29 protein-coding genes and 1 tRNA gene are annotated in these 25,126 nt (G+C 71.4%); 21 read left to right on the top strand and 9 right to left on the bottom strand.

Features of this window, described 5'->3' with window-relative positions; genetic code table 11:
• Positions 1 to 140: 140 nt before the first annotated feature.
• A complete protein-coding gene (locus tag HW578_RS07915) occupies positions 141 to 554 on the top strand; it encodes a DUF3830 family protein (protein ID WP_198370011.1) in 414 nt (137 codons plus the stop codon).
• Between the two features lie 14 nt (positions 555 to 568).
• Here HW578_RS07915 and HW578_RS07920 read toward each other — a convergent pair.
• Positions 569 to 642 (bottom strand) — tRNA-Gln (locus HW578_RS07920).
• A gap of 173 nt (positions 643 to 815) precedes the next feature.
• Here HW578_RS07920 and HW578_RS07925 point away from each other — a divergent pair.
• From HW578_RS07925 to HW578_RS07935, 3 genes are all read left to right on the top strand, one after another.
• Positions 816 to 1,859 (top strand): Ppx/GppA phosphatase family protein, encoded by a 1,044-nt coding sequence (locus HW578_RS07925; RefSeq protein ID WP_369407850.1) that lies wholly within the window; start codon positions 816 to 818, stop codon positions 1,857 to 1,859.
• Between the two features lie 11 nt (positions 1,860 to 1,870).
• Entirely contained in the window at positions 1,871 to 2,554 is a 684-nt protein-coding gene (locus tag HW578_RS07930; protein WP_198370013.1) for an RlmE family RNA methyltransferase, read from the top strand.
• Positions 2,555 to 2,927: 373 nt separating this feature from the next.
• Positions 2,928 to 4,304 carry a type VI secretion system contractile sheath domain-containing protein gene (locus HW578_RS07935; RefSeq protein ID WP_198370014.1) on the top strand — a complete coding sequence of 459 codons (1,377 nt, stop codon included), beginning with the start codon at positions 2,928 to 2,930 and terminating at the stop codon, positions 4,302 to 4,304.
• A 202-nt stretch (positions 4,305 to 4,506) separates the two neighbouring features.
• On the opposite strand, the gene HW578_RS07940 is transcribed toward HW578_RS07935, so the two are convergent.
• Complete coding sequence (locus HW578_RS07940; protein WP_198370015.1) at positions 4,507 to 5,325, bottom strand: class I SAM-dependent methyltransferase; 819 nt, start codon at positions 5,323 to 5,325, stop codon at positions 4,507 to 4,509.
• A 206-nt stretch (positions 5,326 to 5,531) separates the two neighbouring features.
• On the opposite strand from HW578_RS07940, the gene guaB reads away from it, so the two are divergent.
• The 5 genes from guaB to guaA all read left to right on the top strand — a co-directional run bounded on the left by guaB (position 5,532) and on the right by guaA (position 11,328).
• The gene (gene guaB, locus HW578_RS07945) at positions 5,532 to 7,037 is read left to right on the top strand and encodes an IMP dehydrogenase (RefSeq protein WP_198370016.1); all 1,506 of its coding nucleotides are present in this window, start codon (positions 5,532 to 5,534) and stop codon (positions 7,035 to 7,037) included.
• Between the two features lie 70 nt (positions 7,038 to 7,107).
• The gene (locus HW578_RS07950) at positions 7,108 to 7,785 is read left to right on the top strand and encodes a haloacid dehalogenase type II (RefSeq protein WP_198370017.1); all 678 of its coding nucleotides are present in this window, start codon (positions 7,108 to 7,110) and stop codon (positions 7,783 to 7,785) included.
• Positions 7,782 to 9,125, top strand: coding sequence for an RsmB/NOP family class I SAM-dependent RNA methyltransferase (locus tag HW578_RS07955; RefSeq protein ID WP_198370018.1), 1,344 nt, complete (start codon positions 7,782 to 7,784; stop codon positions 9,123 to 9,125). The genes HW578_RS07950 and HW578_RS07955 overlap by 4 nt, the downstream gene beginning before the upstream one ends.
• A complete protein-coding gene (locus tag HW578_RS07960) occupies positions 9,122 to 9,700 on the top strand; it encodes a GNAT family N-acetyltransferase (RefSeq protein WP_198370019.1) in 579 nt (192 codons plus the stop codon). Before HW578_RS07955 ends, HW578_RS07960 begins: the two co-directional genes overlap by 4 nt.
• Before the next feature lie 47 nt (positions 9,701 to 9,747).
• On the top strand, positions 9,748 to 11,328 hold the full coding sequence (gene guaA, locus HW578_RS07965; RefSeq protein ID WP_198370020.1) for a glutamine-hydrolyzing GMP synthase: 1,581 nt from the start codon (positions 9,748 to 9,750) through the stop codon (positions 11,326 to 11,328).
• Between the two features lie 244 nt (positions 11,329 to 11,572).
• On the opposite strand, the gene HW578_RS07970 is transcribed toward guaA, so the two are convergent.
• Positions 11,573 to 12,142, bottom strand: a complete 570-nt coding sequence (locus HW578_RS07970) for a TetR/AcrR family transcriptional regulator (protein ID WP_198370021.1) — start codon at positions 12,140 to 12,142, stop codon at positions 11,573 to 11,575.
• A 143-nt stretch (positions 12,143 to 12,285) separates the two neighbouring features.
• On the opposite strand from HW578_RS07970, the gene HW578_RS07975 reads away from it, so the two are divergent.
• The 5 genes from HW578_RS07975 (at position 12,286) to ybaK (ending at position 15,398) form a co-directional block, all read left to right on the top strand.
• Positions 12,286 to 13,203: an alpha/beta fold hydrolase gene (locus HW578_RS07975; RefSeq protein ID WP_232478778.1), complete on the top strand. Its 918-nt coding sequence runs from the start codon at positions 12,286 to 12,288 to the stop codon at positions 13,201 to 13,203.
• A gap of 44 nt (positions 13,204 to 13,247) precedes the next feature.
• Positions 13,248 to 14,078 carry an alpha/beta fold hydrolase gene (locus HW578_RS07980; RefSeq protein ID WP_198370023.1) on the top strand — a complete coding sequence of 277 codons (831 nt, stop codon included), beginning with the start codon at positions 13,248 to 13,250 and terminating at the stop codon, positions 14,076 to 14,078.
• A 137-nt stretch (positions 14,079 to 14,215) separates the two neighbouring features.
• Positions 14,216 to 14,371, top strand: a complete 156-nt coding sequence (locus HW578_RS07985) for a hypothetical protein (protein ID WP_198370024.1) — start codon at positions 14,216 to 14,218, stop codon at positions 14,369 to 14,371.
• Entirely contained in the window at positions 14,368 to 14,922 is a 555-nt protein-coding gene (locus tag HW578_RS07990; protein WP_198370025.1) for a DNA-3-methyladenine glycosylase I, read from the top strand. The genes HW578_RS07985 and HW578_RS07990 overlap by 4 nt, the downstream gene beginning before the upstream one ends.
• Before the next feature lie 2 nt (positions 14,923 to 14,924).
• The gene (gene ybaK / locus HW578_RS07995) at positions 14,925 to 15,398 is read left to right on the top strand and encodes a Cys-tRNA(Pro) deacylase (RefSeq protein ID WP_198370026.1); all 474 of its coding nucleotides are present in this window, start codon (positions 14,925 to 14,927) and stop codon (positions 15,396 to 15,398) included.
• A 12-nt stretch (positions 15,399 to 15,410) separates the two neighbouring features.
• Here the strand turns inward: ybaK and HW578_RS08000 are convergent, their stop codons facing one another.
• Positions 15,411 to 16,070 carry a glutathione S-transferase family protein gene (locus HW578_RS08000; protein ID WP_198370027.1) on the bottom strand — a complete coding sequence of 220 codons (660 nt, stop codon included), beginning with the start codon at positions 16,068 to 16,070 and terminating at the stop codon, positions 15,411 to 15,413.
• Between the two features lie 3 nt (positions 16,071 to 16,073).
• A complete protein-coding gene (locus tag HW578_RS08005) occupies positions 16,074 to 16,652 on the bottom strand; it encodes a dihydrofolate reductase family protein (protein ID WP_198370028.1) in 579 nt (192 codons plus the stop codon).
• Positions 16,653 to 16,732: 80 nt separating this feature from the next.
• On the opposite strand from HW578_RS08005, the gene HW578_RS08010 reads away from it, so the two are divergent.
• Positions 16,733 to 17,095 carry an ArsC family reductase gene (locus HW578_RS08010; RefSeq protein WP_198370029.1) on the top strand — a complete coding sequence of 121 codons (363 nt, stop codon included), beginning with the start codon at positions 16,733 to 16,735 and terminating at the stop codon, positions 17,093 to 17,095.
• On the opposite strand, the gene HW578_RS08015 is transcribed toward HW578_RS08010, so the two are convergent.
• Genes HW578_RS08015 through HW578_RS08030 form a run of 4 tightly spaced genes read right to left on the bottom strand, consistent with a single transcriptional unit; the run spans position 17,092 to position 18,900 of the window.
• On the bottom strand, positions 17,092 to 17,562 hold the full coding sequence (locus tag HW578_RS08015) for an SRPBCC family protein (protein WP_198370039.1): 471 nt from the start codon (positions 17,560 to 17,562) through the stop codon (positions 17,092 to 17,094). The genes HW578_RS08010 and HW578_RS08015 overlap by 4 nt on opposite strands.
• A 48-nt stretch (positions 17,563 to 17,610) precedes the next feature.
• A complete protein-coding gene (locus HW578_RS08020) occupies positions 17,611 to 18,036 on the bottom strand; it encodes a VOC family protein (RefSeq protein WP_198370030.1) in 426 nt (141 codons plus the stop codon).
• 14 nt (positions 18,037 to 18,050) lie between these two features.
• Positions 18,051 to 18,404, bottom strand: coding sequence for a DUF1428 domain-containing protein (locus tag HW578_RS08025; RefSeq protein WP_198370031.1), 354 nt, complete (start codon positions 18,402 to 18,404; stop codon positions 18,051 to 18,053).
• A gap of 22 nt (positions 18,405 to 18,426) precedes the next feature.
• Positions 18,427 to 18,900 carry a VOC family protein gene (locus HW578_RS08030; RefSeq protein WP_198370032.1) on the bottom strand — a complete coding sequence of 158 codons (474 nt, stop codon included), beginning with the start codon at positions 18,898 to 18,900 and terminating at the stop codon, positions 18,427 to 18,429.
• 157 nt (positions 18,901 to 19,057) lie between these two features.
• On the opposite strand from HW578_RS08030, the gene HW578_RS08035 reads away from it, so the two are divergent.
• From HW578_RS08035 to HW578_RS08060, 6 genes are all read left to right on the top strand, one after another.
• On the top strand, positions 19,058 to 19,258 hold the full coding sequence (locus tag HW578_RS08035; protein ID WP_198370033.1) for a hypothetical protein: 201 nt from the start codon (positions 19,058 to 19,060) through the stop codon (positions 19,256 to 19,258).
• A 65-nt stretch (positions 19,259 to 19,323) separates the two neighbouring features.
• Positions 19,324 to 20,898: an ABC transporter substrate-binding protein gene (locus HW578_RS08040; protein ID WP_198370034.1), complete on the top strand. Its 1,575-nt coding sequence runs from the start codon at positions 19,324 to 19,326 to the stop codon at positions 20,896 to 20,898.
• Positions 20,899 to 20,981: 83 nt separating this feature from the next.
• Positions 20,982 to 22,550, top strand: coding sequence for an ABC transporter substrate-binding protein (locus HW578_RS08045; RefSeq protein ID WP_198370035.1), 1,569 nt, complete (start codon positions 20,982 to 20,984; stop codon positions 22,548 to 22,550).
• A 42-nt stretch (positions 22,551 to 22,592) separates the two neighbouring features.
• Positions 22,593 to 23,873 carry an ArgE/DapE family deacylase gene (locus tag HW578_RS08050; protein WP_198370036.1) on the top strand — a complete coding sequence of 427 codons (1,281 nt, stop codon included), beginning with the start codon at positions 22,593 to 22,595 and terminating at the stop codon, positions 23,871 to 23,873.
• The gene (locus tag HW578_RS08055; protein ID WP_198370037.1) at positions 23,813 to 24,829 is read left to right on the top strand and encodes a tripartite tricarboxylate transporter substrate binding protein; all 1,017 of its coding nucleotides are present in this window, start codon (positions 23,813 to 23,815) and stop codon (positions 24,827 to 24,829) included. Before HW578_RS08050 ends, HW578_RS08055 begins: the two co-directional genes overlap by 61 nt.
• 21 nt (positions 24,830 to 24,850) lie before the next feature.
• The coding region (locus HW578_RS08060; RefSeq protein ID WP_198370038.1) for a hypothetical protein at positions 24,851 to 25,126 on the top strand (276 nt) is incomplete at its 3' end.

Here is a 25,126-nt window from a genome sequence, read left to right on the forward strand (position 1 = left end):
CGGCCCGGCATCGCCGCCATCGGGCGCGCGCTTCGCGGCCTGGCCGGCGCCCGCGGCCTTGCAGCGAGGCCGGGCACCTTGCGCGCCGGTGCAGCCTCGCCTACCGGAAGCAGGAGCATTGCAGGCAGGGGACAGCGCGTATGGCTGACGTGATCATCGACATCGGCGGCGAGATCTTCGAGGCGACCTACGAGACCAAGGACGCGCCCAGGACCGTCGCGCGCTTCCGCGACTTCATCCCCTACAGCAACCGCATCATCCATGTGCGCTGGTCGGGCGAGGCCTGCTGGATCCCGATGGGCGACTACGACCTCGGCCTCAGCTTCGAGAATGCGACCTCGCACCCGGCGCCGGGCCACGTCATCGTCTATCCGGGCGGGGTCAGCGAGACCGAGATCCTGATCGCCTATGGCCCGACCTCCTTTGCTTCGAAGGCGGGGCCGCTCGCCGGCAATCACGTGCTGACCATCAAGGAAGGGCTTGATCGCCTGGCGGTCATCGGCCGGTCGGTGCTGTGGGACGGGGCGAAGCCGATCACCTTCCGCCCGGCGTGACGCCGGCGCGGGAGTGGCTGGGGGACCTGGATTCGAACCAAGGCTGCCCGGGTCAGAGCCGGGAGTTCTACCGCTAAACTATCCCCCAAGCGGTGCCGGCATCTGCCGGGGGCGCGCATGTAGCACCGCTGCCCGGGTGGGGCAACACCGTCCGGGTGGGCCCCCAAGTGGAAAGCGCTTGCCCGGCGCCCCACATCTCCGGATCATTCCTCGACGACCGGCCGCCGTAGCGACCGATCCGGATTCATGATGACAGAGACCGTGCCCCGCCAGACCGCCGAAGCCCCGCCCCCAAGCACGGGTGCCTTCGCGCGCGCGGATCAGGGGCCGGCCCCCTTCGCCGCGCTCGACCTCGGCACCAACAATTGCCGACTGCTTTTGGCGGCTCCGACCTCGACCGGCTTCCGGGTGGTCGATTCCTTCAGCCGCATCGTCCGGCTGGGGGAGGGCCTCGCGACCACCGGGCGGCTGGGCGAGATCCCCATGGAACGCGCCGCGGCCGCGCTGCGCGCCTGTGCCGAGAAGCTCGCGCGCCGGCCGGTGCGGCGGCTCGAGGCCGTGGCGACCGAGGCCTGCCGCCGTGCCGAGAACGGCGCGGCCTTCCTGGCACGGATCACCGCCGAGACCGGGCTGCGCCTGCGCGTCATCTCGGCGCGCGAGGAGGCCGAACTCGCGATGGAATCCTGCGCGCCGCTGCTCGAACCCGGCGACCGGCGCGCCCTGCTCTTCGACATCGGCGGCGGATCGACCGAGATCGCCTGGATCCGCGTGACCGCGGACGGGAACCCCGAGCTGATCGGCTATGTCTCCCTGCCGCTCGGCGTCGTCACGCTGGCCGAGCGCGCCGGGTCCTCCTGCTTTACCGAGCACGGCTTCTTCGAGGTGGTGGACGAGGTCGCCGCGCACCTGGCGCGCTTCGACCAGGTGCACCGGATCGGGCAGGAAATCAGGGCCGGCGGGGTGCGGCTGATGGGCACTTCGGGCACCGTGACGACCCTGGCGGGTGTGGCGATGGCGCTGCCGCGCTACCGGCGGCCGCTGGTCGATGGCAAGACGCTCGACTGCCAGGCGGCGGACCTCGCACTCGGCGACCTGTTCGCGCTGGGGCGGGAAGGGCTCGCCGCACATCCCTGCGTGGGGCCGGAGCGGGTGGAATTCGTGCTGCCGGGCTGCGCGGTCTATGCCGCGATCCGCCGTGTCTGGCCAACGCCGCGGCTCACCGTGGCGGATCGTGGCCTGCGCGAGGGCATGCTGACGCGCATGATGCGGGCCGAGCGCCAGGCCTCGCGCAACCGCGCGCGCTGAAGGACGGCATCATGGCATCGCGACCGCCCGGCACCGGCCGGGGCATGACCACGCGGCTCAAGACCGCCGAGGGGCGGTCCACGGCCTCCCAGCGCTGGCTGACGCGGCAGTTGAACGACCCCTATGTGAAGGCGGCGAAGGAGCGGGGGTTCCGCTCCCGCGCCGCGTTCAAGCTGACCGAGATGGACGCCAGGCTGCACCTGCTGAAGACGGGGATGCGGGTAGTGGACCTGGGCGCCGCGCCGGGTGGCTGGACTCAGGTCGCGGTGCAGGCGGTGGGGCCGCGGGGCCAGGTGGTGGCGATCGACATCCTGCCGATGGACCCGGTGGCGGGCGCGACCGTGCTGCAGGGCGACTTCCAGGAGGAGGAGGCCGAGCAGCGCGTCATCGCCGCCATGGGCGGGCGGGCGGATTTGGTGCTTTCGGACATGGCGCCCAACACCACCGGGCACCAGGCAACGGACCATCTGCGGATCATGGCCCTGGCGGAGCTGGCCCTGGACTTCGCGCGGCGGGTGCTGGCCCCCGGCGGGGCCTTCGTGGCGAAGGTGCTGCAGGGCGGCACGGAGGCGGAGATGCTGGCGGTGCTGAAGCGGGACTTCGCGACCGTGAAGCACGTGAAGCCGCCGGCGAGCCGGAAGGACAGCGCCGAGATGTATGTGGTGGGGATGGGGTTCCGGGGGGCGGGACTTTAGGTCTTTAGGCCTTTAGCCAGCCGCCGGCGCCGGAAGCCCGGCTTTCGCGACACAGGGGACCGCCCTTCCAACTTCCCGGGATGATCAACGGGCGGATCCACGGTTCAAGGAGCGCGCGGGCGGGGGGTGCCTGCGAAAATAATCCTATAACATGCCGCGCCCGATGTCCAGCGTCCGGGCGCGGCGCGCCTCGGGCGGCGGCGGCGGCATCCCCGAAGCCTCGCCGCCCGGTGGGCCGCGGCGCTGACGCCGCCGCTGGTCACGGTGGCCCCGGACGGGTGCAGCCCCCGCACGCGCCATCAGGAGATTCCCCGCGCGCCGGCCATGTGGTGCAGTCTCTCCCGCCCCGCGACCGCCCCGGAACCGCCGCCCGATGAACCCGCCGCGCCTCGCCATGACCTATCCCTTCGAGGCGGAAGGCGCCGCATGGGATCGGGAGCTGCCCTTCCGGGTCGGGGTCATCGCCGACCTGGCCGGGGACCCTGCGCTGCCGCTGCCCCCGCTTGCCGAGCGGCCGGTCATCGCGCTCGGCGCGGACGGGGTCGCGGGGGCCATGGCGCGGCTGCAGCCCGGCATCTGTCACGACCCCGGCGACGGGGGCGAAGGCGGCGCCGTGACGCTGGCCTTCCGCAGCCTCGACGACTTCGGCACGGCCGGACTGGCCCGCCAGCTCGCCTCGGCCGGCGTGACGCCCAGCGGGCATCTGATCGACACCATCCGCGGCACTGCGCGCTTCCGGCGCCTGGAAGCCGCCTGGCGCGGGCTCGATCTGCTGGCGATGCGCGCCGGCGACGACCCCGCCGTGCGGATCTGCCTCCTGCCGCTGTCCCATGCGGAATTCGCCACCGCGCTGCGCCCGGCGGAGGGCCTCGCGCAGGGGTGGCTGCAGGCTCGGATCGACGACGACGTCTTCACGTGCCGGGGTGCCGAGCCCTTCGCGCTTCTCGTGGGCGACCAGGCCTGGACGGCCGCGGCCGGCGACATCGAAGCGCTCGGCGAGATGGCGTCGATCGCCGCCGCGGCCTTCGTGCCTTACGTCTCGGCCGCGGATGCGTCCTTGTGCGATCTCGCCCGAAGCGACCGCGCCGCGCAGGCATCCGGCGCGGCGCAGGCGGCCTGGGCGGCTCTGCGCGGATCCGATGCGTCGCGATTCCTCGGGCTGACGGCCCCGCCCTGCGTCTCGGGCGTGCCGGCGCCCTTCTGGGTGGCCGCACGCCTGATCGATGCATTCCGCCGCGACGGCTTCTGCGCCGATCTTCCGGGCGCGGAGCCCTTGTCGCATGGCCAGCCGGAGGCGCCGCTGGCGTGGTCCGGCTTCATGCCCGTGGTCCAGCGGGCCTCCGATCCGGCCCCGGCCACCGTCGGCGCCACGACGGTGCACCGGCCGAAGGTCTACGAGCGGCCCGAGACCAGCACGAATGCCGCGATCGCCGCGACCCTCCCTTATGTGATGGTGACATCCCGGATCGCGCAGTACCTCAAGGCGATGGCGCGCGACCGGATCGGCGCCTTCGCCGAGGCGGGCGACCTCGAGCCCTGGATGGCGCGCTGGCTGGCGAACCTGGCGCGCGCGGGCGCGCGCGAAGCGGCGCTGCCGCGCCACCCGCTCTACCAGGGCAGCCTCGAGGTCAAGCCGGCGCCTGGCGAGGCCGGAAGCTTCAACGCCGTCTGCTACCTGCGCCCGTGGTTCCCCGTGGCGGTGCTCACCACCGAACTGCGGCTGATCGTGCGACTGCCCCGGCAGCGCTGACCCGCCGCCCGATGGTGGCGGCCTGGCGGGGCGGGTTTCGCCGGCCCCGACCGGTTGGGGGCGACCGTGCGACCGGCGGGGGGCGGAGGCGCAGACGCTGGCGGTGTCGACGCGGGACTTCGCCGCCGTGACCCACGTGAAGCCGCCGGCAAGCCGAAAGGACAGCACGGCGATGTCGGTGATGGGGTTCCCGGAGGGCCGCCTAGGCCCTGCAGATGTACGTCACCGTCCTGATCCGCCGTTCCCGCAGGTTGGCAACCTGGTTGCGCGCCATCAGCGGGAAGTCCTCGCCAAGGAAGGTCTGGAACGTCACGGCGGGCGGCGAGGTGGCCATCCGGCTGGCCATGGCCTCGAACCAGGCCTGGCTTTCCTCGGTGGAATCGCTGACGGCTTCGATGCCGAAGCCTGCCTCCTTCAGAAGCCCTTCCATTTCCGCGGGCGTGGCCAGGTGGCTGATGGAGGGCTCGCGCGCCCATGGCACCGGATAGTGCACGCTGCCCCCTTCGCCCTGGAGCACGTCGTAGACCGCGAATCGCCCCCCCGGCTTCAGCACGCGCCGGGCCTCGGCATACATCCGGTCCTTGGCGGCGATGTTCATCGCGACATGGATGGTCACGGCGGCGTCGAAGCTGTCGTCGTCGAAAGGCAGCGCTGTCGCGTCCCCCTGCCGGAAGGCGACGCGATCCCCAAGGCCGACCCAGTCGCTGAGCACCGTGGCGGCGTCGCAGAAGGCCTGGGTCAGGTCGATGCCCGTGACGCGGCAGCCATGCGCCTCGGCGATGGTCCGCGCCGGGCCGCCGAGGCCACTGCCGACGTCGAGGACATGACTGGCTGCGTCCAACCCCAGGGCGAGGCCCAACTCCAGGGTGGCGGCGCGGCCGCGGATATGGAACTCGTCCACGCTCGCGAGATCGGAGGTGCGGAGCGCCGCGATATCCTTGCCCGCGCGCCGAAGGCGCTGCGCGATGGCCGCCGCGAGATCGCCATTGCCGGCGTAATGGGTCGTGACCGCTTCTGCCATGGTCTCGCAGCTCCTGCCTGCATTCCCCGGCACCCAATCCTGGCACGGCGGGCCGGGTCTGTGCCAGCGCTCCCGGACCTCCCCGCCGCCGGGGAATCCGGGCCGGCGCCCGGTTCATGCATCGTCACCGGTCCGTGCGTGCTTGCTAGCCGGCGCGGTGCCGACTAAGGAGGGCCGCCAAGGTACGCACCCCGAAAGGGTCCCCCATGGCTCCCGACACCACGCCCCCCGCGTCGCGCATCGCCCCCCGCATGATCGAGGAGGCCTACGCCTTCGACGACGTGCTGCTGGTGCCGGCCTATTCCACCGTCCTGCCCTCCCAGACCGACACGCGCACGCGCGTCACGCGGGAGATCACGCTGAACATCCCGCTGATCTCGGCGGCGATGGACACCGTGACCGAGGCGAACATGGCGATCGCCATGGCGCAGTCGGGCGGGCTCGGTGTGATCCACAAGAACCTGTCCCCCGAGGACCAGGCCGCGCAGGTCCGCCAGGTCAAGAAGTTCGAATCGGGCATGGTGGTGAACCCGCTCACCGTCCACCCGGACCAGACGCTGGCCGAGGTGCGCGCCCTGCAGGACCGCCACCGCATCAGCGGCATCCCGGTGGTCGAGCGCGGCTCGGGCCGGCTGGTCGGCATCATCACCAACCGCGACGTGCGCTTCGCCACCGACCCGAACCTGCGGGTCTATGAGCTCATGACGCGGGAGAACCTGGTCACCGCCGGCCCCGAGGTCACGCCCGAGCAGGCCCGCACGCTGCTGCACAAGCACCGGATCGAGAAGCTGCTGGTGGTGGACGATGCCTTCCGCTGCGTCGGCCTGGTCACGGTCAAGGACATGGACAAGGCGCACGCCAACCCCAATGCCGTGAAGGACGGCATGGGACGGCTGCGCGTCGCCGCCGCGACCGGGGTGGGCGAGGACGGCATGCGCCGGGCCGAGCTGCTGGTGGCCGCCGAGGTCGATGTCGTGGTGGTGGACACCGCGCACGGCCATTCCCACGGCGTGATGGAGGCGGTCGAGCGCATCAAGCGCCTGTCCAATTCCGTGCAGGTCGTGGCGGGGAATGTCGCCACGCCGGAGGGCGCGCTGGCGCTCATCGCGGCCGGGGCGGATGCGGTCAAGATCGGGATCGGCCCGGGGTCGATCTGCACCACGCGCATCGTCGCCGGCGTCGGCGTGCCGCAGCTCACCGCCGTGATGGAATCCGCCGCGGCGGCGCGGGAGAAGGGCGTGCCGACCATCGCCGATGGTGGCATCCGCTCGTCGGGGGATCTCGCCAAGGCGCTCGCCGCCGGGGCGGATTGCGCCATGATGGGCAGCGTCTTCGCCGGCACGGACGAGGCACCGGGCGAGGTCTTCCTCTACCAGGGCCGATCCTACAAGTCGTATCGCGGCATGGGCTCGCTGGGCGCCATGGCGCGTGGGTCCGCCGACCGCTACTTCCAGGCCGAGGTGCAGGACAGCCTGAAGCTGGTGCCGGAAGGCGTGGAAGGGCGCGTCGGCTACAAGGGCCCGGTGGGCGCGGTGCTGCACCAGATGGTGGGCGGGCTGCGCGCCGCCATGGGTTATACCGGCTGCGCCACCATCCCCGACCTGCAGGCCAATGCGCGCTTTCGCCGCATCACCGGGGCGGGACTGCGCGAGAGCCACGTGCACGACGTGGCGGTGACGCGCGAGGCGCCGAACTACCGCGCCGAGGGATAGGCGTTCACGACATCTTGGCGCGACGCGGGCATCCGGGTCATCCTGGCTGGCCAAGCCAGGGAAGCCCGCCATGTCCGCGCCGGAAGCGGTCATCTTCGACGCCTATGGAACGCTGCTCGACATCGATGCCGCCATGGCCGCGCATGCGGAGCGGCTCGGTGAGCGCTGGCCGCTGCTCTCGGCCGAATGGCGGGCGAAGCAGCTCGAATACACCTGGGTGCGCAGCCTGACCGGCGCGGCCCATCACGAGGATTTCTGGCTGTGCACCCGCGATGCGCTCGACTTCGTCCTCGCGCGGCATGGCATCCGTGATGCCGCCCTGGCGCGCGACCTGATGCAGGCCTATCGCGTCCTGCCGCCCTATCCCGAGGTGCCCGCCATGCTGCGCACGGTGCGCGAGCAGGGCATCGGCACCGCCATCCTGTCCAACGGCACCCCGGGCATGCTGGCCGACGCCCTGGCCCATGCCGGCCTCGCGCCGCTGATCGATGAGGTGCTCTCGGTCGAGGAGGTAGGGGTCTTCAAGCCCGACCCGCGGGTCTATCGCCTGGCGACGCGGCAATATGGCTGCCCGCCGGACCGCCTCGTCTTCGTATCGGCCAATGCCTGGGACGCGCAGGCGGCGCATGCCTTCAACATGCGCGTGGTGCGGGTGAAGCGGGCCGAGGCGCCCGACGAATACGGGCTGGCGGCGGCCGAGCTGCCGGTGCTGAGGGATCTCTCCGGCCTGCAAGACCTGATCGCGTGACGCCCTCGGCACGGGTGGCGGCGGCGATCGCGCTGCTCGGCGCGCTGGAGGCGCAGTGCTTCGCGCCCGGGGCGCGGCGCCGCCCAGCGGATGCGGTGGCGGCGGATTTCTTCCGCGAGCGGCGCTTCATCGGCGGCGGCGACCGGCGCGCGGTGTCGGAGTACGCCTGGGGCGTGGTGCGGCAGCGGATTAGGCTCGACTGGCACCTGGCGCGGATCGGCATGGAGCCAACGCCGCGGCTGCTGCTGCTGGCGCAGATGCTCCTGGGCGGGCAGGGGGACGACCACGGCCGCGCCCGCCAGGCGGTGGAGGCGGCCTTCGATGGCTCGCATTACGGGCCGCCGGCGCTCGATGCCGCGGAACGGCGCGCGGCGGCCGCACTCGCCGGGCGGGCGCTGGTCGATCCCGCCATGCCGGAGGGCCCGCGGCTGAACCTGCCGGACTGGGTCCTGCCGTCCTTCCGCGCGCGCTTTGGCGATGCGCTGCCGGCCGAGGCCGCGGCGCTGGAGGGCGATGCCCCGGTCGACCTGCGCGCCAACCTGCTGAAGGGGGATCGCGCCCGCGCGGCGGCGATGCTGGCGGCGGAGGGCATCGCCTGCACGCCCACGCGCTTCTCCCCCTGGGGCCTGCGCCTGCCGGCGCGCCGGCCGATCACCGGCAGCGCGGCGTATCGCGAGGGCCTGGTCGAGGTGCAGGACGAGGGCAGCCAGCTGATCGCGCTGCTGGCCGATGCGCGCCCCGGGATGCGCGTGGCCGACTACTGCGCCGGTGCGGCGGGCAAGACCCTGGCCATGGCGGCCACCATGGGCAACCGGGGAAAGATCACCGCCTGCGACACTTCCGCCGCGCGGCTGGAGGGGGCGGCGAAGCGGCTGCGGCGCGCGGGGGTGGACAATGCGGAGCGGCACCTGCTGGCACCGGGCGACCGCTGGGCGAAGCGCCGGGCGGGCAGTTTCGACCGCGTGCTGGTGGATGCGCCCTGCACTGGCACCGGCACCTGGCGGCGCAACCCCGATGCCCGCCTGCGCACGCAGCCCGAGGACCTCGCGGAGCTGCTTGCGGTGCAGCATGATATTCTCGTCAAGGCTGCAGAATTGGTGCGCCCGGGCGGCCGCTTGATCTACGCTACCTGTTCCCTCCTGCCAGAGGAGAACGAAGGGCAGATGGAACGCTTCCTGGCGCGGGGCGGCGAACGCTTCGCGCCGGTGCCGCTCGATGGGCTCTGGACGGCGCTGCTGCCGGGTGTCACGGCACCCTGCGCGGGGCCGTACCTGTCGCTCTCGCCAGGGGCTCAGGGCACGGATGGCTTCTTCTGCGCCGTGCTGGAGCGTGCCGCGTGATCAGCATCCGCCGCGCGCGGCCTGCCGATGCCCCGGCGATCGGGGAGATCCACGCGCAGGTCTGGCGGTCGAGCTATGCGGGGATCCTGCCCGAGGCGTATCTCGCGGCCCTGTCGCCGGCGCGCCTCGCGGGGTTCTACCAGCGCGCCATCCTCGACCGGCGCGAGGGGCATGCGGTGTTCGTGGCCGTGGCCGGCGGGGCGGAGGCGCCCTCGAGCGGGCCGGTTGCGGGTTCGGGCGTGGTGGGCTTCGCCTCCGGCGGGCGGGCCCGCCGGCCCGGCATCGCCGAGGGCGAGGTCGAGACCCTGTACCTGCTGGAGGACTGGCGCGAGCGCGGCGCAGGGCGGCGGCTGATGCGCGCCATGGGGGCGCATCTGCGCGTCGTGGGCTGCCGTTCGGCCATGCTGTGGGTGCTGCGCGACAACCCCAGCCGCTGGTTCTACAGCCACCTGGGTGGGCGGGAGGCAGCGCGCGAGGGCATCCGCGTGGGCGGGCAGGCGGTCGAACAATCGGCCTTCGTGTGGGACCCGATCGAGGCGCTGCTGGCGGCGACGGCGCCGGCGCGGGAGGGGTAGGGCGCCCTGCGTCTTGCCGCCGGCGCCCCGGTGTGCTTCACGCCGCCATGGCCCACCCGACCGCTGATTCCCCCCCCCGCCACGACCACGTCCTGATCCTCGATTTCGGCAGCCAGGTGACGCAGCTGATCGCGCGCCGCCTTCGCGAATCGGGCGTCTACTGCGAGGTCTGGCCCTTCAGCAACGCGCCCGAGGCCCGCATCCGCGCCTTCGCGCCGAAGGGAATCATCCTCTCCGGCGGACCGGCCTCCGTGAACGAGGGCGCCAGCCCCCGCGCACCCGACCACGTCTTCAGCCTGGGCGTGCCGGTCATGGGCATCTGCTACGGGCAGCAGACCATGGCCGCGCAGCTCGGCGGCGTGGTCGAGGGATCGGACCACCGCGAATTCGGCCGCGCCTTCGTGGACGTGACCGGCGAATGCGCCATCACCCAGGGTGTTTGGGCGCCAGGCGCGCGCGAGCAGGTGTGGATGTCGCATGGCGACCGCATCACCGCGCTGCCGCCAGGCTTCCGCTCCGTGGCGAGCAGCGAGGGCGCGCCCTTCTCGGTGATCGCCGACGATGCGCGCCGCTTCTACGGCACCATGTTCCATCCGGAGGTGGTGCACACGCCGCATGGCGCCGCGCTTCTGCGCAACTTCACCCATGGCGTGTGCGGCTGCACCGGCGACTGGACCATGGCCGGCTTCCGCGCCGAGGCGGTGGCGCGCATCCGCGCGCAGGTGGGCAGCGGACGCGTGGTCTGCGGGCTGTCGGGAGGTGTCGATTCATCCGTGGCGGCCGTGCTGATCCACGAGGCGATCGGCGACCAGCTGACCTGCATCTACGTGGACCACGGGCTGATGCGGGCGAATGAATCGGCGCAGGTGGTCAGCACCTTCCGCGACCGCTTCAACATCAGGCTGATCCATCGCGACGCGAGCGACCTGTTCCTCGGCCAGCTGAGCGGCGTCACCGACCCCGAGGTGAAGCGCAAGACCATCGGGCGGCTGTTCATCGAGGTGTTCGAGGAGGAGCAGAACAAGCTCGGCGGCGCGGATTTCCTCGCACAGGGCACGCTGTACCCGGACGTGATCGAGAGCGTCTCCGCCACCGGCGGCCCGTCGGTCACGATCAAGTCGCACCACAATGTCGGCGGCCTGCCCGAGGGCATGCGCATGCGCCTGGTGGAACCCCTGCGCGACCTCTTCAAGGACGAGGTGCGCGCGCTGGGCCGCGAGCTCGGCATCCCGGAGGAGATCGTCGGCCGCCACCCCTTCCCGGGGCCGGGGCTGGCCATCCGCATCCCGGGCGAGGTCACGCGCGAGAAGGCGGACCTGCTGCGCAAGGTGGACTCAATCTACCTCGAGGAGATCCGCGCCGCCGGGCTCTACGACGCGATCTGGCAGGCCTTCGCGGTGCTGCTGCCGGTGCGCACGGTGGGCGTGATGGGCGATGGGCGCACCTACGACCAGGCCTGCGCGCTGCGCGCGGTGACCAGCACCGATGGCATGACGGCGGAGTTCTACCCCTTCGACATGGGCTTCCTCGGCCGCGTCGCGAACCGGATCGTGAACGAGGTGCGCGGGATCAACCGCGTGACCTACGACATCACGAGCAAGCCGCCGGGAACGATCGAGTGGGAGTGATGCGGCCACCTGAGGGCCGGCGATCGAACGGCCGGGCTTAGAGCCGTTTCCGCTCGCCTCGGCTCGCTACAACGCCTCTGGCCTGTTGTTTTGACGAGCATCTTCACCCGATCAGATGATTCCACCTGATCGGGATCTGCTCTACAGCACTATCCGATCACGCTGAATCAGCGTGGTCGGATTTCGTGCTGTAGAATCAATAAGTTCCAGCGCAAGAAATCCGTCCGATAGGACGGATATTGCGCTAGCCGCCCAGAAGCCGCCTCGTCGTCGCCGCGACCAGCTCCTGGACCAGCTCCGTGTCGTCGAGCGCCTTGGCCATGGTCGCGGCGCCGACCAGGCCGGCATAGACCGCCATGGCGCGGCTCCGCCGGACCTCCGGCGCGTCGTGCGGGAAAAGGCTCGCCAGCAGGTCCAGCTGCAGCGGCAGGGCCTTCGCGGCCGCCGCGCGCACATCGTCGCTGGCGCGCGCCAACTCCGAACCCAGCGCCGCGAAGGCGCAGCCCACGTCGCCCTCGCTCGTGTGGTCGAAGGCGAGGTAACCCGCGATGATCGCCGGCAGGGGTGCCTCGGGGTTCGCGGCGACCACGGCGCGCCAGTCCTCGGCCGCCTTCGCGATCATCGAGGCGATCGCTTCCGCCTCGATGTCCCGCTTGGTCGCGAAGTGGCTGTAGAAGGCGCCATGGGTCAGCCCTGCCGCCTGCGCGATCTCGCCCACTGTCACGCCGGCGAAGCCGTGCTGCCGGAACAGGCGGCGCGCGGCCTCCACCAGCGCCCGCCTGTTCGCATCCGACCTGTCCCGGCTGACTTTCATCCTCGATCCTGCTTGACATTAATCATTATAGCGATAATCATTACGCCATCGCCATCCGACACCGGTTCTGCCGTTCGGACTCCCGCGAACGGGATAGCCCGTTCCGCGTGATGGCGACATGAACGGAGGGGGCCGTCGTGGCAATGCAGGCGAACACCCCCGGCGGCGCGATGGCTGGCGGCCAGACCGCCGGCCGGCAGCCCGGCGCGCCACGATGGCACGCCGCCTCCGCCCCGACCCGCTTCGCCGAGGCTGGCGGCGTGCGCTACGCCTATCGCTCGCTGGGCGTCGAGGGCGGGGTGCCGCTCGTGATGGTCAACCGCTTCCGCGGCACCATGGATGATTGGGACCCGGCCTTCCTCGACCGGATCGCCGCACGGCGGCATGTCCTCATCTTCGACAATGCCTGCGTGGCGCGATCTGGGGGCGAGGCCTCGCCGCGGCTGACGGGATGGGCGGACAGCGCCGCGACCTTCATCGCCGCACTCGGCCATGACCGGGTGGACCTGCTCGGCTTCTCCTTTGGTGGGCTGGTGGCGCAGGAAATGACGCTGCGCCGGCCGGATCTCGTGCGCCGCCTGGTGATCGTGGGCAGCGGCGCGGGATACGTGGAAGGCGCCAACCTGCAGGCGAAGGCGATCGAGGTCGCGACCCGGCCGGTCAATACCGACGAGGATTTCCTGTATCTCTTCTTCAAGGACACGCCGACCAGCCAGGCGGCCGGGCGTGCCCATCTCGCGCGCCTGCGCGAACGCGCGGATGCCTTCGCGGCGCTGGTCAGCGAGGCGACGTGGAAGGCGATGCTCTCGGCCGGCAGCGACGTGGGCACGCCGGAGACATCGCTGCTGCGCCGGGTCGGCGCCATCACGCAGCCCGTGCTCGTCGCCAACGGCAACGAGGACGTGATGATCCCGACCTTCCAGTCCTATGCGCTGGCGCAGGCGATCCCGAATGCGCGCCTGGTGATCTACCCCGATTCCGGCCACGCCTTCATGTTCCAGTATCCCGAGGCCTTCGGCGACGAGGTCCTGCGCTTCCTCGAGGACGACGCCTTGCCCTGACCTCGGCCCGCCATCCCGTTCCCCCGCAGCAGCGAGACCGCACCATGCCCGCCATCACCACCAAGGACGGCACGTCGATCTACTACAAGGACTGGGGTGACAGGGACGCGCAGCCGATTGTCTTCCACCACGGCTGGCCGCTCAGCGCCGACGACTGGGACGCGCAGATGCTGTTCTTCCTGCACCAGGGGTTCCGCGTCATCGCCCATGATCGCCGCGGCCATGGCCGCTCCACCCAGACGGCGCATGGCAACGAGATGGACACCTATGCCGACGACGTCGCGGCGCTGGCGGAGGCGCTGGACCTGCGCCGCGCCGTGCATGTCGGCCATTCGACCGGTGGGGGCGAAGTGGCGCGCTACCTCGGGCGCCACGGCACGGCGCGGGCGGCGAAGGCGGTGCTGATCGGCGCCGTGCCGCCCATCATGGTGAAGTCCGAGGCGAACCCCGGCGGCATCCCGATCGAGGTCTTCGACGGCTTCCGCGCCGCGGTCGCGGCGAACCGCGCGCAATTCTACATCGATGTCCCGACGGGCCCGTTCTACGGCTACAACCGGCCCGGCGCGCAGGTCTCCCAGGGCGTCATCGACAATTGGTGGCGGCAGGGGATGATGGGCGGCATCAAGCCCCAGCACGACTGCATCAAGGCCTTTTCGGAAACCGACTTCACCGGGGACCTGAAGCGCATCGACATCCCCGTGCTGGTGCTGCATGGCGACGACGACCAGATCGTGCCCTTCGCGGATTCCGCGCCGCTCTCCGCCAGACTGCTGCCGAAGGGGACGCTGAAGGTCTATGAGGGCCTGCCGCATGGCGTCTGCACCACCCATCCCGACCTGGTGAACGCCGACCTTCTCGCCTTCATCCGCGGGTGAGCGCGGCGGCGTGAGGCGCCCGGGGGGCGCCTCGCCCTGCGGGTTGCCTCGGTTGCGTCGCTCCCGGCAGGCGCCCATCCTGGCGGCCTGCGACCGGCACGCGTCCGCCGGAGGGAAGCGCGATGGAGTTTTGCCAGTTGACCGAGACCGAGGCCGCCGCGCGCCTGCGCCGGGGCGAGGTCTTCCCCCGCGAAATGGCGGACGCCGCCGCCGCGCGCGTCAAGGCCACCGAGCCCCGCGTCATCACGTCGCTGATGCGAACCCTTGATGTGGCGCGGTCCGCGCGCGCATGACCGCGCCACGCCCGCGCTGCCCCTGGGCCGCCACCGACCCGCTGCTCGCGCACTACCACGACACCGAATGGGGCATCCCGGTGCGCGACCCGCGCATGCTGTGGGAGACCCTGATGCTGGAGGGCTTCCAGGCCGGACTGTCCTGGCTGGTCATCCTGCGCAAGCGGGAGGCCTTCCGCGCCGCCTTCGCCGGCTTCGACCCCGTGCGCGTCGCCGCCTTCACCGAGGCTGACATCCCCCGCCTGCTGGCCGACCCGGGCATCGTGCGATCCCGCGCCAAGATCGAGGCGACCATCGCCGGTGCGCGCATCTTCAACGCCATGCAGGCCGCGGGCGAGGATTTCGCCGACTACTGCTGGTCCTTCACCGGTGGCCAGCCGGTGCGCGGGGACGGCGTGGCGGCGAGCACGCCGCTGTCGGACCGCGTCTCGAAGGACCTGAAGCGACGCGGCTTCAAGTTCGTCGGTCCCACCATCGTGCACGCCTGGATGCAGGCGGTCGGCATCGTCGACGACCACGCGCCGGGCTGCTTCCGGCACCGCGCGGGCTGACCGTGGCGAAGGCGACGCGCGCCACCGTGGCGCTCGTGAAGGCGGGCATCGCCTTCACCATCCACGCCTATGACTATGACCCGGACGCCGAGAGCATCGGGTTGCAGGCGGCGCAGGCGCTGGGCGAGGACCCCGCGCGCGTTCTCAAGACGCTGATGGCGCTGGTCGATGGCAAGCCGGCCTGCGTGATCGTGCCCTCGGACCGCGAGGTCTCGATGAAGCGGCTGGCGGCGGCGCTGGGCGGCAAGGCGGCGCAGATGATGAAGCCGGCCGAGGCCGAGCGCGCCACCGGCTACAAGGTCGGCGGCATCAGCCCCTTCGGCCAGATGCGCCAGGTGCGCACCGTGATCGAGCAGGCCGCGCTGGCGCACGAGCTGGTCTTCATCAATGGCGGCCAGCGCGGGCTGCAGGTGCGGCTCGCGCCGCGGGACGCGATGGCGGTGCTGGGCGCGATCGCGGCGCCGCTGGTGGCGTGACCCGCGGCGGGATCAATCCCGCCCCGGATCGCCCAGCGGAAAGAGGTGCCGGTAGGGCCGCGCCGCATCCAGCACGCGCGCATAGGATGGGCGCGCCAGCAGCCGTGCGCGATAGGCGCGCAGCACCGCGTGCTCGGCCGGGATCGGCTCTACCCAGTCGGCATAGAGCAGGGCCGGCGCCGCGCCGCAATCGGCCAGGGTGAACGCCTCGCCCGCGGCCCAGGCGCGGCCGGCGAGGCGGCTGTCCAGCCACCCGTATGTGGTGCGCAGCCGGTCGCGCGCCTGCGCCACGCCCATGGCGTCGCGCGCATGCGCCGGGCGCAGCGCGTCGAACACCACCTTCTGCGTCGGGTTCATCAGGTCGTTGTCGATCACGCGGTCGATCAGCCGCACCTCGAGCGCCGCGTCCGGGTCCGCCGGAATGAAGCGCACCGGGCCGGGATGACGCAGGTCGAGGTATTCGATGATGATGCTCGCTTCCGGCAGGACCAGCGCGCCATCCACCAGCACCGGGAAGCGGCGGAACGGCCACAGCGCGCCGAGCGCCTCGGCGGCGGAGGCATCGCCGAGATCGACCTGATGGAAGGTGAAGGGCGTCGCGTTCTCCTCCAGCGCCACCAGCACCTTCTGGCAGTAGGTGGAGAAGGGATGCGCATGCAGGGTCGGCGCCATGGCTCAGCCCCCCGGCGCGCGACGGTAGCGCAGCATGACGGAGCCGACATCGAGCCTGCGGCATTCGATCAGCCGCATCCGCGCCGCGGGCCGGCCGGGGCGGAAGACCGGCGCGCCGTCGCCGAAGATCTCGGGTGTCACCATCATCCAGAACTCGTCCACCAGGTCGAGCGACCACAGCGCCTGCGCGAGCGTCGCGCTGCCGAAGGCGAAGACGTCGCCGGTCGTCTCGCGCTTCAGCCGCGCCACCTCGGCCGCAAGGTCGGGCCCGGCGATGCGCCCGTTCCAGCCAGGATCGCCGGTGAGGGTGCGCGTCACCACCGTCTTGGGCAGGGCGTTCATCCTCGGCGCGTAGGAGATGCCGGCGGCGATGCTGGTCGGGTCGGTTTCGGCCGCGCTCCAGAAATCCCGGTTGAAGATGAAGTTGACGCGCCCGTAGAGCAGGTGCCCGGCGCGCGCGAGTGCCGCGCCCGACCAGGCGGCCTCGACCTCGTCCGACCAGGGTGGCGGGGAGAAGACGCCGCCCGGCTTCGCGGCATAGCCATCGAGGCTGGAGCAGATGGTGTGGACCAGGTCGGCCATCGGCGTGTCCTTTCGCGTCATCTGGATCGGTGGCGGCAGCGCCGCGTAGGGTGGCGCCGAACGGGGCAGCGGAGGCGGGCGTGACCATCACCATCCACGGCATCAGGAACTGCGACACGATGAAGAAGGCGCGCGCCTGGCTCGATGCGCATGGCTTGGCGCACGCCTTCCACGACTACAAGGTGGCGGGCATCGACCGCGCCACGCTCGAGGCCTGGGCGCGGAAGTTCGGCTGGGAGCGGCTGCTGAACCGTGCCGGCACCACCTTCCGCAAGCTGCCGGAGGCGCAGAAGCAGGACCTGACCGAGGCCCGCGCGATCGAGCTCATGCTGGCGCAGCCCTCGATGATCCGCCGCCCGGTGCTGGCACTGGGCGACCGGCTGGTCGTCGGCTTCGACACGGGTGAATACGAAGCCGCCATCGCGTCGCTGCCGCGCGACTAGAGCCTGCGCGCCAGCGCGGCGAGCTGGTCCGTCGCCTTGCCCCAGCCGTCGTGGAAGCCCATCGCCTCGTGCTTCGCGCGCGCCTCGGCATCCGCGTGCAGCACCATCGCACGGTACAGCGTGCCGCCGGGGGCCGGCTCGAAGGTGATGATGCCGGTCATGAAGGGCTCGGGCTTCGGCCGGTAGCCGCCCGCCAGCGCATCGGTCCAGACCAGCCGGCGCTCCGGGAGCACGTCCAGGTAGCAGCCGACATTGGGCATCGCCTCGCCGCCCGGGCCGCGGATCACGCCGCGGAAATGCCCGCCGGGGCGCAGGTCGAGATCGATGTCGGTCATCTTCCAGGGGACCGGGCAGAACCACTGCTCCATCAGATCGGGCCGCGTCCAGCAGGCCCAGAGCGCGCGGGGCGGCGCCTCGATCATTCGCTCGAGCGCCAGGTCGAGCCCGGGGTCGAAGAGAGTCTCCATCACGCGTTCTCCTGCGCCGTCGTCATTGCGTGCGTTCCTGCGCTTCTTTCATTGCGCGCTGTCCTGCGCGACGCCGATCATCCAGAGGACGCCGAGGCGGTCCTGCACCATGCCGAAGGCCGGGCTCCAGAAGGTCGGGCCGAGCGGCATGCGCACCTGCCCGCCCACAGCCAGCGCGTCGAAGAAGCGCCGCGCCTCGGCCGCATCCGCGGCGGGCAGCGAGACGCCGAAGCCGGCGAAGTGCGCCGCGCCGGCGCAGTGTCCATCGGAGAGCATCAGCGTGGCCGCGCCGATGCGCAGCTCGGCATGCATGAGGCGGTCCTCGCTGCCTGGCGGCAGCATGCCGGGCGGCGGCGGGTCCGGGGCATCGCGGAAGCGCATGCGCATCGTCACCTCGGCGCCGAGCGCGGCGGTGTAGAGCGCGATCGCCTCCTCCGCGCGGCCCTCGAAGAACAGGTAGGGTGTGATGGCCATGGCCGGGTCCTCCCTCAGGCTTCGGTCAGGATGGTGAAACCGCCGAAGATCATGCGCCTGCCATCGAAGGGCAGGTCGGCGGGGTCCGTCTTCGCGCGCGGATCGGCCGTGATCCGCTTCCAGGCGTCGTCACGCGCCTGCTTCGACGGCCAGGTCGTCCAGCACAGGACGATCGTCTCGTCCGCTTCGCGCTTCACCGCCATCGGGAAGGAGGTGAGCTTGCCCTCCGGGACGTCGTCGCCCCAGCATTGCACCACGGAGAGCGCGCCGTGCTCCTTGAGCAGGGGCGCCGTCTCCTCCGCGTGGCGTCGGTAGGCGTCCTTCTTCGCCTCGGGCACGGCGAGCACGAAGCCATCGACATAGGCCATGGGTGGGTCTCCTTTTCCGAGGTCAGGCGGCGGCGACCGCCGCGCGCAGCGCCGCGATGTCGAGCTTCACCATGGACTGCATCGCCGCCATGAAGCGGCTGCGGCCGGCCGCGTCGGCGCCTGCCAGCAGGTCCATCAGCCCGTCGGGCACGACCTGCCAGGCCACGCCGTGGCGGTCCTTCAGCCAGCCGCAGGCGATCGGCGAACCACCCACCAGCAGCGCGTCCCACACGCGGTCGAGTTCCGCCTGGTCGGCGCAGGTGGCCACGAGCGAGATGGCATTGGTGAAGGCATCGCCGGGGTTGCCGTTGAGCGCCATGAAGGGCTGGCCGCCGATCTCGAACAGCGCGAGCAGCACGCTGCCTTCGGGGCCGGGGCCGCCGGGCGGGGTGCGCAGCACCTCTCCCATGCGTCCGCCGGGAATGGTGGCGGCGTAGAAGCGTGCGGCCTCCTCGGCTTCGGTCGCGAACCAGAGGCAGGTGGAGATGGAGGTCACGGCCGGCTCCCTTGCGCTGCGATAACAGATAACCGAATGGTTTAGTGATTGCAAGCCCCACGATCTGTCATGGCCGCCTGTCGGCCGTGGCGTCAGGACTGCTTGACCCGAAGCCCCTGGCGGGCCGAACCTGGGCAGGCAAGGAGAGACCCCCGCCATGGCCAAGCCCCAGACCGAAGTCAGCGTGAAAGGCCGCCTGGTCAGCATGAGCATCCTCGGCAGCACCGTGGTGTTCATCATCTTCCTCGAGAACTTCCGCGTCGCCGCCTGGCTGCCCTATGCGCTGCACATCTTCGGCGCGGGGCTGGCCCTCTCGATCCTGGTGCCGATGATCTTCTTCCGCCGCCCGGTCGAATAGCGCGCGCTTGACGCGCCAAGCCGGCGCGTCGGAGGCTGCCCGCAACGACAAGAGAGGGGGCTTCCATGCCGGGATTCCGTCACGCCGTGCTGGGTGCGGCCGCGTTGCTGGCGCTGGCCGCAGCACCTGCCGCAGCGCAGCGCACGCTGAACGTGGGGGCGTCGTCGGCGCCCACGGGGATGGACCCGCACTACCATTCCTCGAACATGAACAACGCGCAGCTGCGCCAGCTCTTCGACCTGCTGATCGACCTCGATTCCAGCGGGGGCTTCGTGCCGCGCCTCGCGGAATCCTGGCGCGCCGTCGATGACCGCACCTGGGAGTTCCGCCTGCGGGAGGGCGTGCGCTTCCACGACGGCACGCCCTTCACGGCCGAGGACGTGGCCTTCTCCTACGCCCGGGTGCCCACCGTGCCGAACAGCCCCGGGCCCTTCACCCCGGCCGTGCGCCTCATCAGCCGCGTCGAGGTGGTCGATCCGCGCACCATCCGCTTCCACACGCGCGAGCCGCATCCCTTCCTCGAGCACGACATCGCGGCGGTGTTCATCCTCTCGCGCAGCATCCACGCCAACGCGACGCTGGGCGACTTCAACGGCGGGCGGGCGATGGTGGGCACGGGGCCCTACCGCTTCGTCTCCTACGCGATCGGCGAGCGGCTCGAGATCACGCGCAACCCTGGCTACTGGGGGCCGGCGCAGCCCTGGGACCGCGTGGTGACGCGCGTCATCTCGAATGCCGGGGCGCGGTCGGCGGCACTTCTTTCGGGCGATGTGGACGTGATCGATTCCGTGCCGTCGCAGGACGTGCCGCGGCTCGAACGCGAGCCACGCATCGCGGTGTTCGGCGTCGCCGCCAACACCACCTCCTACATCATGCCCGACGCGATGCGGGAGACCACGCCCTTCGTCACCGACAAGCAGGGCCGCCCGCTCGATCGCAATCCGCTCGGCGACGTCCGCGTGCGCCAGGCGCTCTCGCTCGGCATCAACCGCCAGGGCGTGGTGGACCGGCTGCTCAACGGCCAGGGCGTGCCGGCCGACCAGTTCGCCGCCCCTGCGCTACAGGGCCGCGCGCCGGGCCTACCGCCGCTGCCCTTCGACCCCGACCGCGCGCGGCGCCTGCTGGCCGAGGCCGGCTATCCGGACGGCTTCCGCATCACCATCCATGGCCCGAATGGCTGGTTCCCCGGCGATTCCGACGTGATGCAGGCGATCGCCCAGGGCTGGACGCGCATCGGCATCGAGACGCGGGTCGAGGTGCTGCCGCCGGCCAACCTGTTCTCGCGCGCGACGAACCGCGAATTCTCGATGTTCATGACGACCTTCACCGCGAACTACGGTGCCAACATGCTCCGCCAGGTGGTGATGACGCGCGACCAGGCGACGGGCACGGGGCCGTTCAACCGGCAGCACTGGTCCTCGCCGCGGATGGATGCGCTGGTGGCGCAGGCGATGGTCACGATGGACACGCCGCGGCGCGATGCCATCACGGCGGAGGCGCTGCGGATCGCGACCGAGGAGCTCGGCGTGATCCCGATCCACTTCCTGCGCCTGACCTGGGCGACGCAGCGCGGGCGCGTGCGCTACGAGCCCGACCCGCGCTGGTACACCAACGCGATGCTGTCGCATCCGGTGAACTGATTTTCTTGACCTCCGCCGCGCCCGCGGCGGAGGCTCCCGCCCGACGGCCGGCGCCACGACCGGCCCGCACGGGAGCATGCTGCATGTTGAAGCGGATCGCCGCGGCGCTGGTCGCCACCTGCGCGCTGGCCGCGCCTGCCACGGCGCAGCGCAGCCTGACCATGGGCGTGCAGACGCCGCCCTCCGCGCTCGACCCGCACTTCCACAACACCACCAACAACTCGATGATGCTGATGCAGATCTTCGAGCGGTTGTTCGAGCTCGACAACCAGGCGGTGCCGCAGCCGCGGCTTGCCACCGCCATGCGCGCGATCGACGACCTGACCTGGGAGGTGACGCTGCGCCAGGGCGTGCGCTTCCACGACGGTACGCCCTTCGAAGCCGATGATATCGGCTACACCTTCGCGCGCATCCCGACCGTGCCGAACAGCCCGGCGCTCTACACGCCCGCGGTGCGCACCATCAGCGCGATCGAGATCGTCAGCCCCACCACCATCCGCATCCGCACGCATGAGCCCAATCCGCTGATGCGCTTCGACATGGCCGCCCCCTTCATCCTGTCGCGGCGCATCCATGGGCAGAACCCGGCGACGAGCGACTTCACCTCGGGCCGGCTCGCGATCGGAACCGGGCCGTATCGCCTGGTCTCCTTCGCGCAGAACGAACGCATGGAGATCGTGCGCAACCCGACCTACTGGGGCCCGCCCGAGCCCTGGGACCGGGTGACGATCCGCTTCATCCCGCAGGCCGCCTCGCGCTCCGCCGCGCTGCTGGCGGGCGAGGTCGACCTGATCGACTACGTGCCGGTGCAGGACGTGGAGAATTTCCGCCGCGACCCGCGCTTCGCGCTGTTCGAGGTGGACAGCGTGACCTTCGTCTACCTCGCCCCCGATGCGATGCGCGACACCTCGCCCTTCGTCGCCGACCGCGCGGGCAACCCGCTGCCGCGCAACCCGCTGGCCGACCGGCGCGTGCGCGAGGCCCTTTCGCTCGCCATAAACCGCGAGGCGATCGCGACACGGCTCTACCAGGGCCAGGCGACACCGGCCGACCAGTTCGCGGCCCCCGTCGCGGAACACCGCCTGCCCACGCCCGGGCCGCTGCCGCACGACATCGCGCGCGCCCGCGCCCTGCTGGCCGAGGCCGGCTATCCGGACGGCTTCCGCCTGACCGTGCATGGGCCCAACGGCTTCTTCCCCTCGGACCAGAACCTGCTGCAGGCGCTGGCACAGCAATTCACCCGCGTGGGCATCGAGACCAGCGTGCAGGCGCTGCCGCCGGCCAACCTGTTCACGCGGGCGACCAATCGCGAGTTCTCGCTGTTCATGACCTATTTCAGCAGCTACCTGACCATCAGCCCGCTGCGCCAGGTGGTGGCCACGCGCAACCCCGACATCGGCTTCGGACCCTTCAACCGGCAGCGCTATTCCAACCCGGCGATCGACGAGCCGCTGCGCCAGGCCCTCACGACCATGGATCCGGAGCGGCGGCAGGTGCTGACGCACCAGGCCGCGCAGGCGCTGCAGGAGGACAAGGGCGTGATCCCGGTGATCTTCCTGCGCAACACCTGGGCCGGGCGCAGGGACCGGGTTGTCTATGATCCGTCGCCGGTCAACCATACCTCGGCGGTGCATGCGCGCCCGCCGAACTGACCCGCCACGGGGGCGGGCCGCCCTGCAAGGATCATTCGACGCATGTTCGACGACGAGGCCCGCGCCCGAATCTTCTCCGCCATCGATGCCGGCTTCGACAGCCAGGTCGCCTTCCTGCAGGACCTGGTGCGCTTCCCCTCCCTGCGCGGGCGCGAGGCGCCGCTGCAGGACTGGTTCGCGCGGCAGATGGCGCAGCGTGGCTATGCGGTGGACCGCTTCTCGATCGCCGACGTGCCCGACCATCCGAAGATGGCGCCGATGGTCGGCGTCGATCCCGCCGGGTCCATCCAGGTGGTCGCGTCCCACCGCCCGTCGAACCCGACCGGGCGCAGCCTGATCCTGCAGGGCCATATCGACGTGGTGCCGGAAGGCCCGCACGAGATGTGGACCCACCCGCCCTATTCCGCGACGATCCGCGACGGCTGGATGTATGGCCGCGGCGCGCATGACATGAAGTCGGGCGTCTCCTGCATGGTCTTCGCGATGGACGCGATCCGCGCCGCCGGCTTCGAGCCCGCCGCGGATGTCTATGTGCAGACGGTGACGGAGGAGGAGAGCACCGGCAACGGCGCGCTCGCCGCCCTGCTGCGCGGCTACCGCGCCGAGGCCGCGCTGGTGCCGGAGCCGACCGGACACGCCATCACCCGCACCCAGACCGGCACCATCTGGTTCCGCCTGCGCGTGCGCGGCGTGCCGGTGCATGTGGCCGTCGCGCAGGACGGCACCAATGCGATCATGTCGGCCTATGCGCTGATCAATGCGCTCTACGCGCACACCCGCACGTTGAACGAGGCCGCGCGCTCCAACCCCTGGTATGCGCAGATCAAGGACCCGATCAAGTTCAACCCGGGCATCATCCGCGGCGGCGACTGGGCGTCCAGCACGCCCGCCTGGTGCGAGGTGGATTGCCGCATCGGCCTGGTGCCCGGCACCACGCCCGAGCAGGCCATGGCGGGCATCGAGGCCTGCGTGAAGGCGGCCGCGACGGGCGATTCCTTCATGGCGAACAACCCGCCCGAGATCATCTGGACCGGCTTCCAGACCGACCCCTACGTGCTCGAACCCGGCAGCGAGGCGGAAGCCGTGCTCGCTGCCGCGCATGCCTCCGTGCATGGCGGCGCGATGCCCGAACGGCGCACCACCGCGGTGAACGATGCGCGCTACTACGGGCTGTACTTCAACACCCCGGGCCTCTGCTACGGGCCGAAGGGGGAAGTGGCGCACGGCTTCGACGAACGCACTTCCATCGAGGATCTCCGCACATGCACCCGAACCATCGCGACCTACATCGCCAGCTGGTGCGGGCTGCGCCCGCGCGGCTGAGCCGCCGCGCGCTGCTCGGCGCGGCAGGGGCGGCGCTCGCTGCACCCGCCTTCGCCCAGGCCGAGTGGCCGACGCGCCCGATCCGCCTGATCGTGCCCTTCGCGCCAGGCGGGTCGTCGGACGTGCTGGCGCGGATGATCCAGCCGGGGCTGGGGGCTGCACTCGGCCAGTCCGTGATCGTGGAGAACCGCTCCGGCGCGGGATCGATGCTCGGCACCGAGGCGGTCGCGCGGTCGCCCGCCGATGGCTACACGCTGCTGCTGGCCGACCTGCCCTACGCCATCGTCCCCGCCTTGCAGTCGCGCATGCCCTATGACGTGGAGCGCGACCTCGTGCCGGTCGTGATGGTCGGCGCGGCACCGCTGCTGATCTTCGGCCACCCCTCGCTGCCGGCGCGCAACGCGGCCGAATTCGCGGCCCTCGCGCGGGCGCGGCCGGGGCACTACACCTACGGCTCGGGCGGTGTCGGCGCGGCCTCGCACATGATGGGGGAGCTGTTCCAGATCGCCACCGGCACGCAGCTCACGCATGTGCCCTATCGCGGCGGCGGGCCGGCCATCCAGGACCTCGCGGCGGGGAACCTCAACACGGTGTTCGTGACGGTGGCCTCCGCCGCGCCGCAGCTGAGCTCGGGGCAGATCACCGGGCTCGGCGTCATGTCGGCCGAGCGCATGCGCAGCCACCCGGACATCCTGACCTTCCGCGAACAGGGCATCGACCTGGTGGCGGAGCATTGGTGGGGCCTGCTCGCGCCGCGCGGCACGCCGGAGCCGGTCATCCAGAAGATCGCGGCCGCCATGCCGGTCGTGCTCGGCGCGCCGGAGATGGGCCCGCGGCTCGAGGCGCTGGCGGTGATCCCGCGCAGCGATGGCCCCGGACCCTTCGGCGAGCGCATCCGCCAGGACATCGCGCGCTACGGGCAGATCGCGCGCTCGCGCGGCATCTCGGCACAGTGACGCGCGAGCGCGCTTAGCGGGATGGCGCACGACCTCGCGGCGTTTCTCGGCGCGATCGCCGCCAACACGGAGCTCGGCGCCGACTTCGCCGCCATCTGCGACACCGGCGGGCGGCTGCAGGGCACGGACAGCGCGGCGCGCGGCTTCGCGCTGCTGCACGACCGCCTGGCGCGGATCGGCGCGGTGCGCGACGAGCCCGTGCCCTATGCCGGCTGGCGCTGCCATGAGGCGCGCGTGACCGACGTCGCGAGCGGGCGCGAGCTGGCCTGCGCGCCCCTGTTGGGCGCGGCCGCCACG

The organism is Roseomonas rosulenta, assembly GCF_016106005.1.
In the GTDB taxonomy this organism is placed as follows: domain Bacteria; phylum Pseudomonadota; class Alphaproteobacteria; order Acetobacterales; family Acetobacteraceae; genus Neoroseomonas; species Neoroseomonas rosulenta.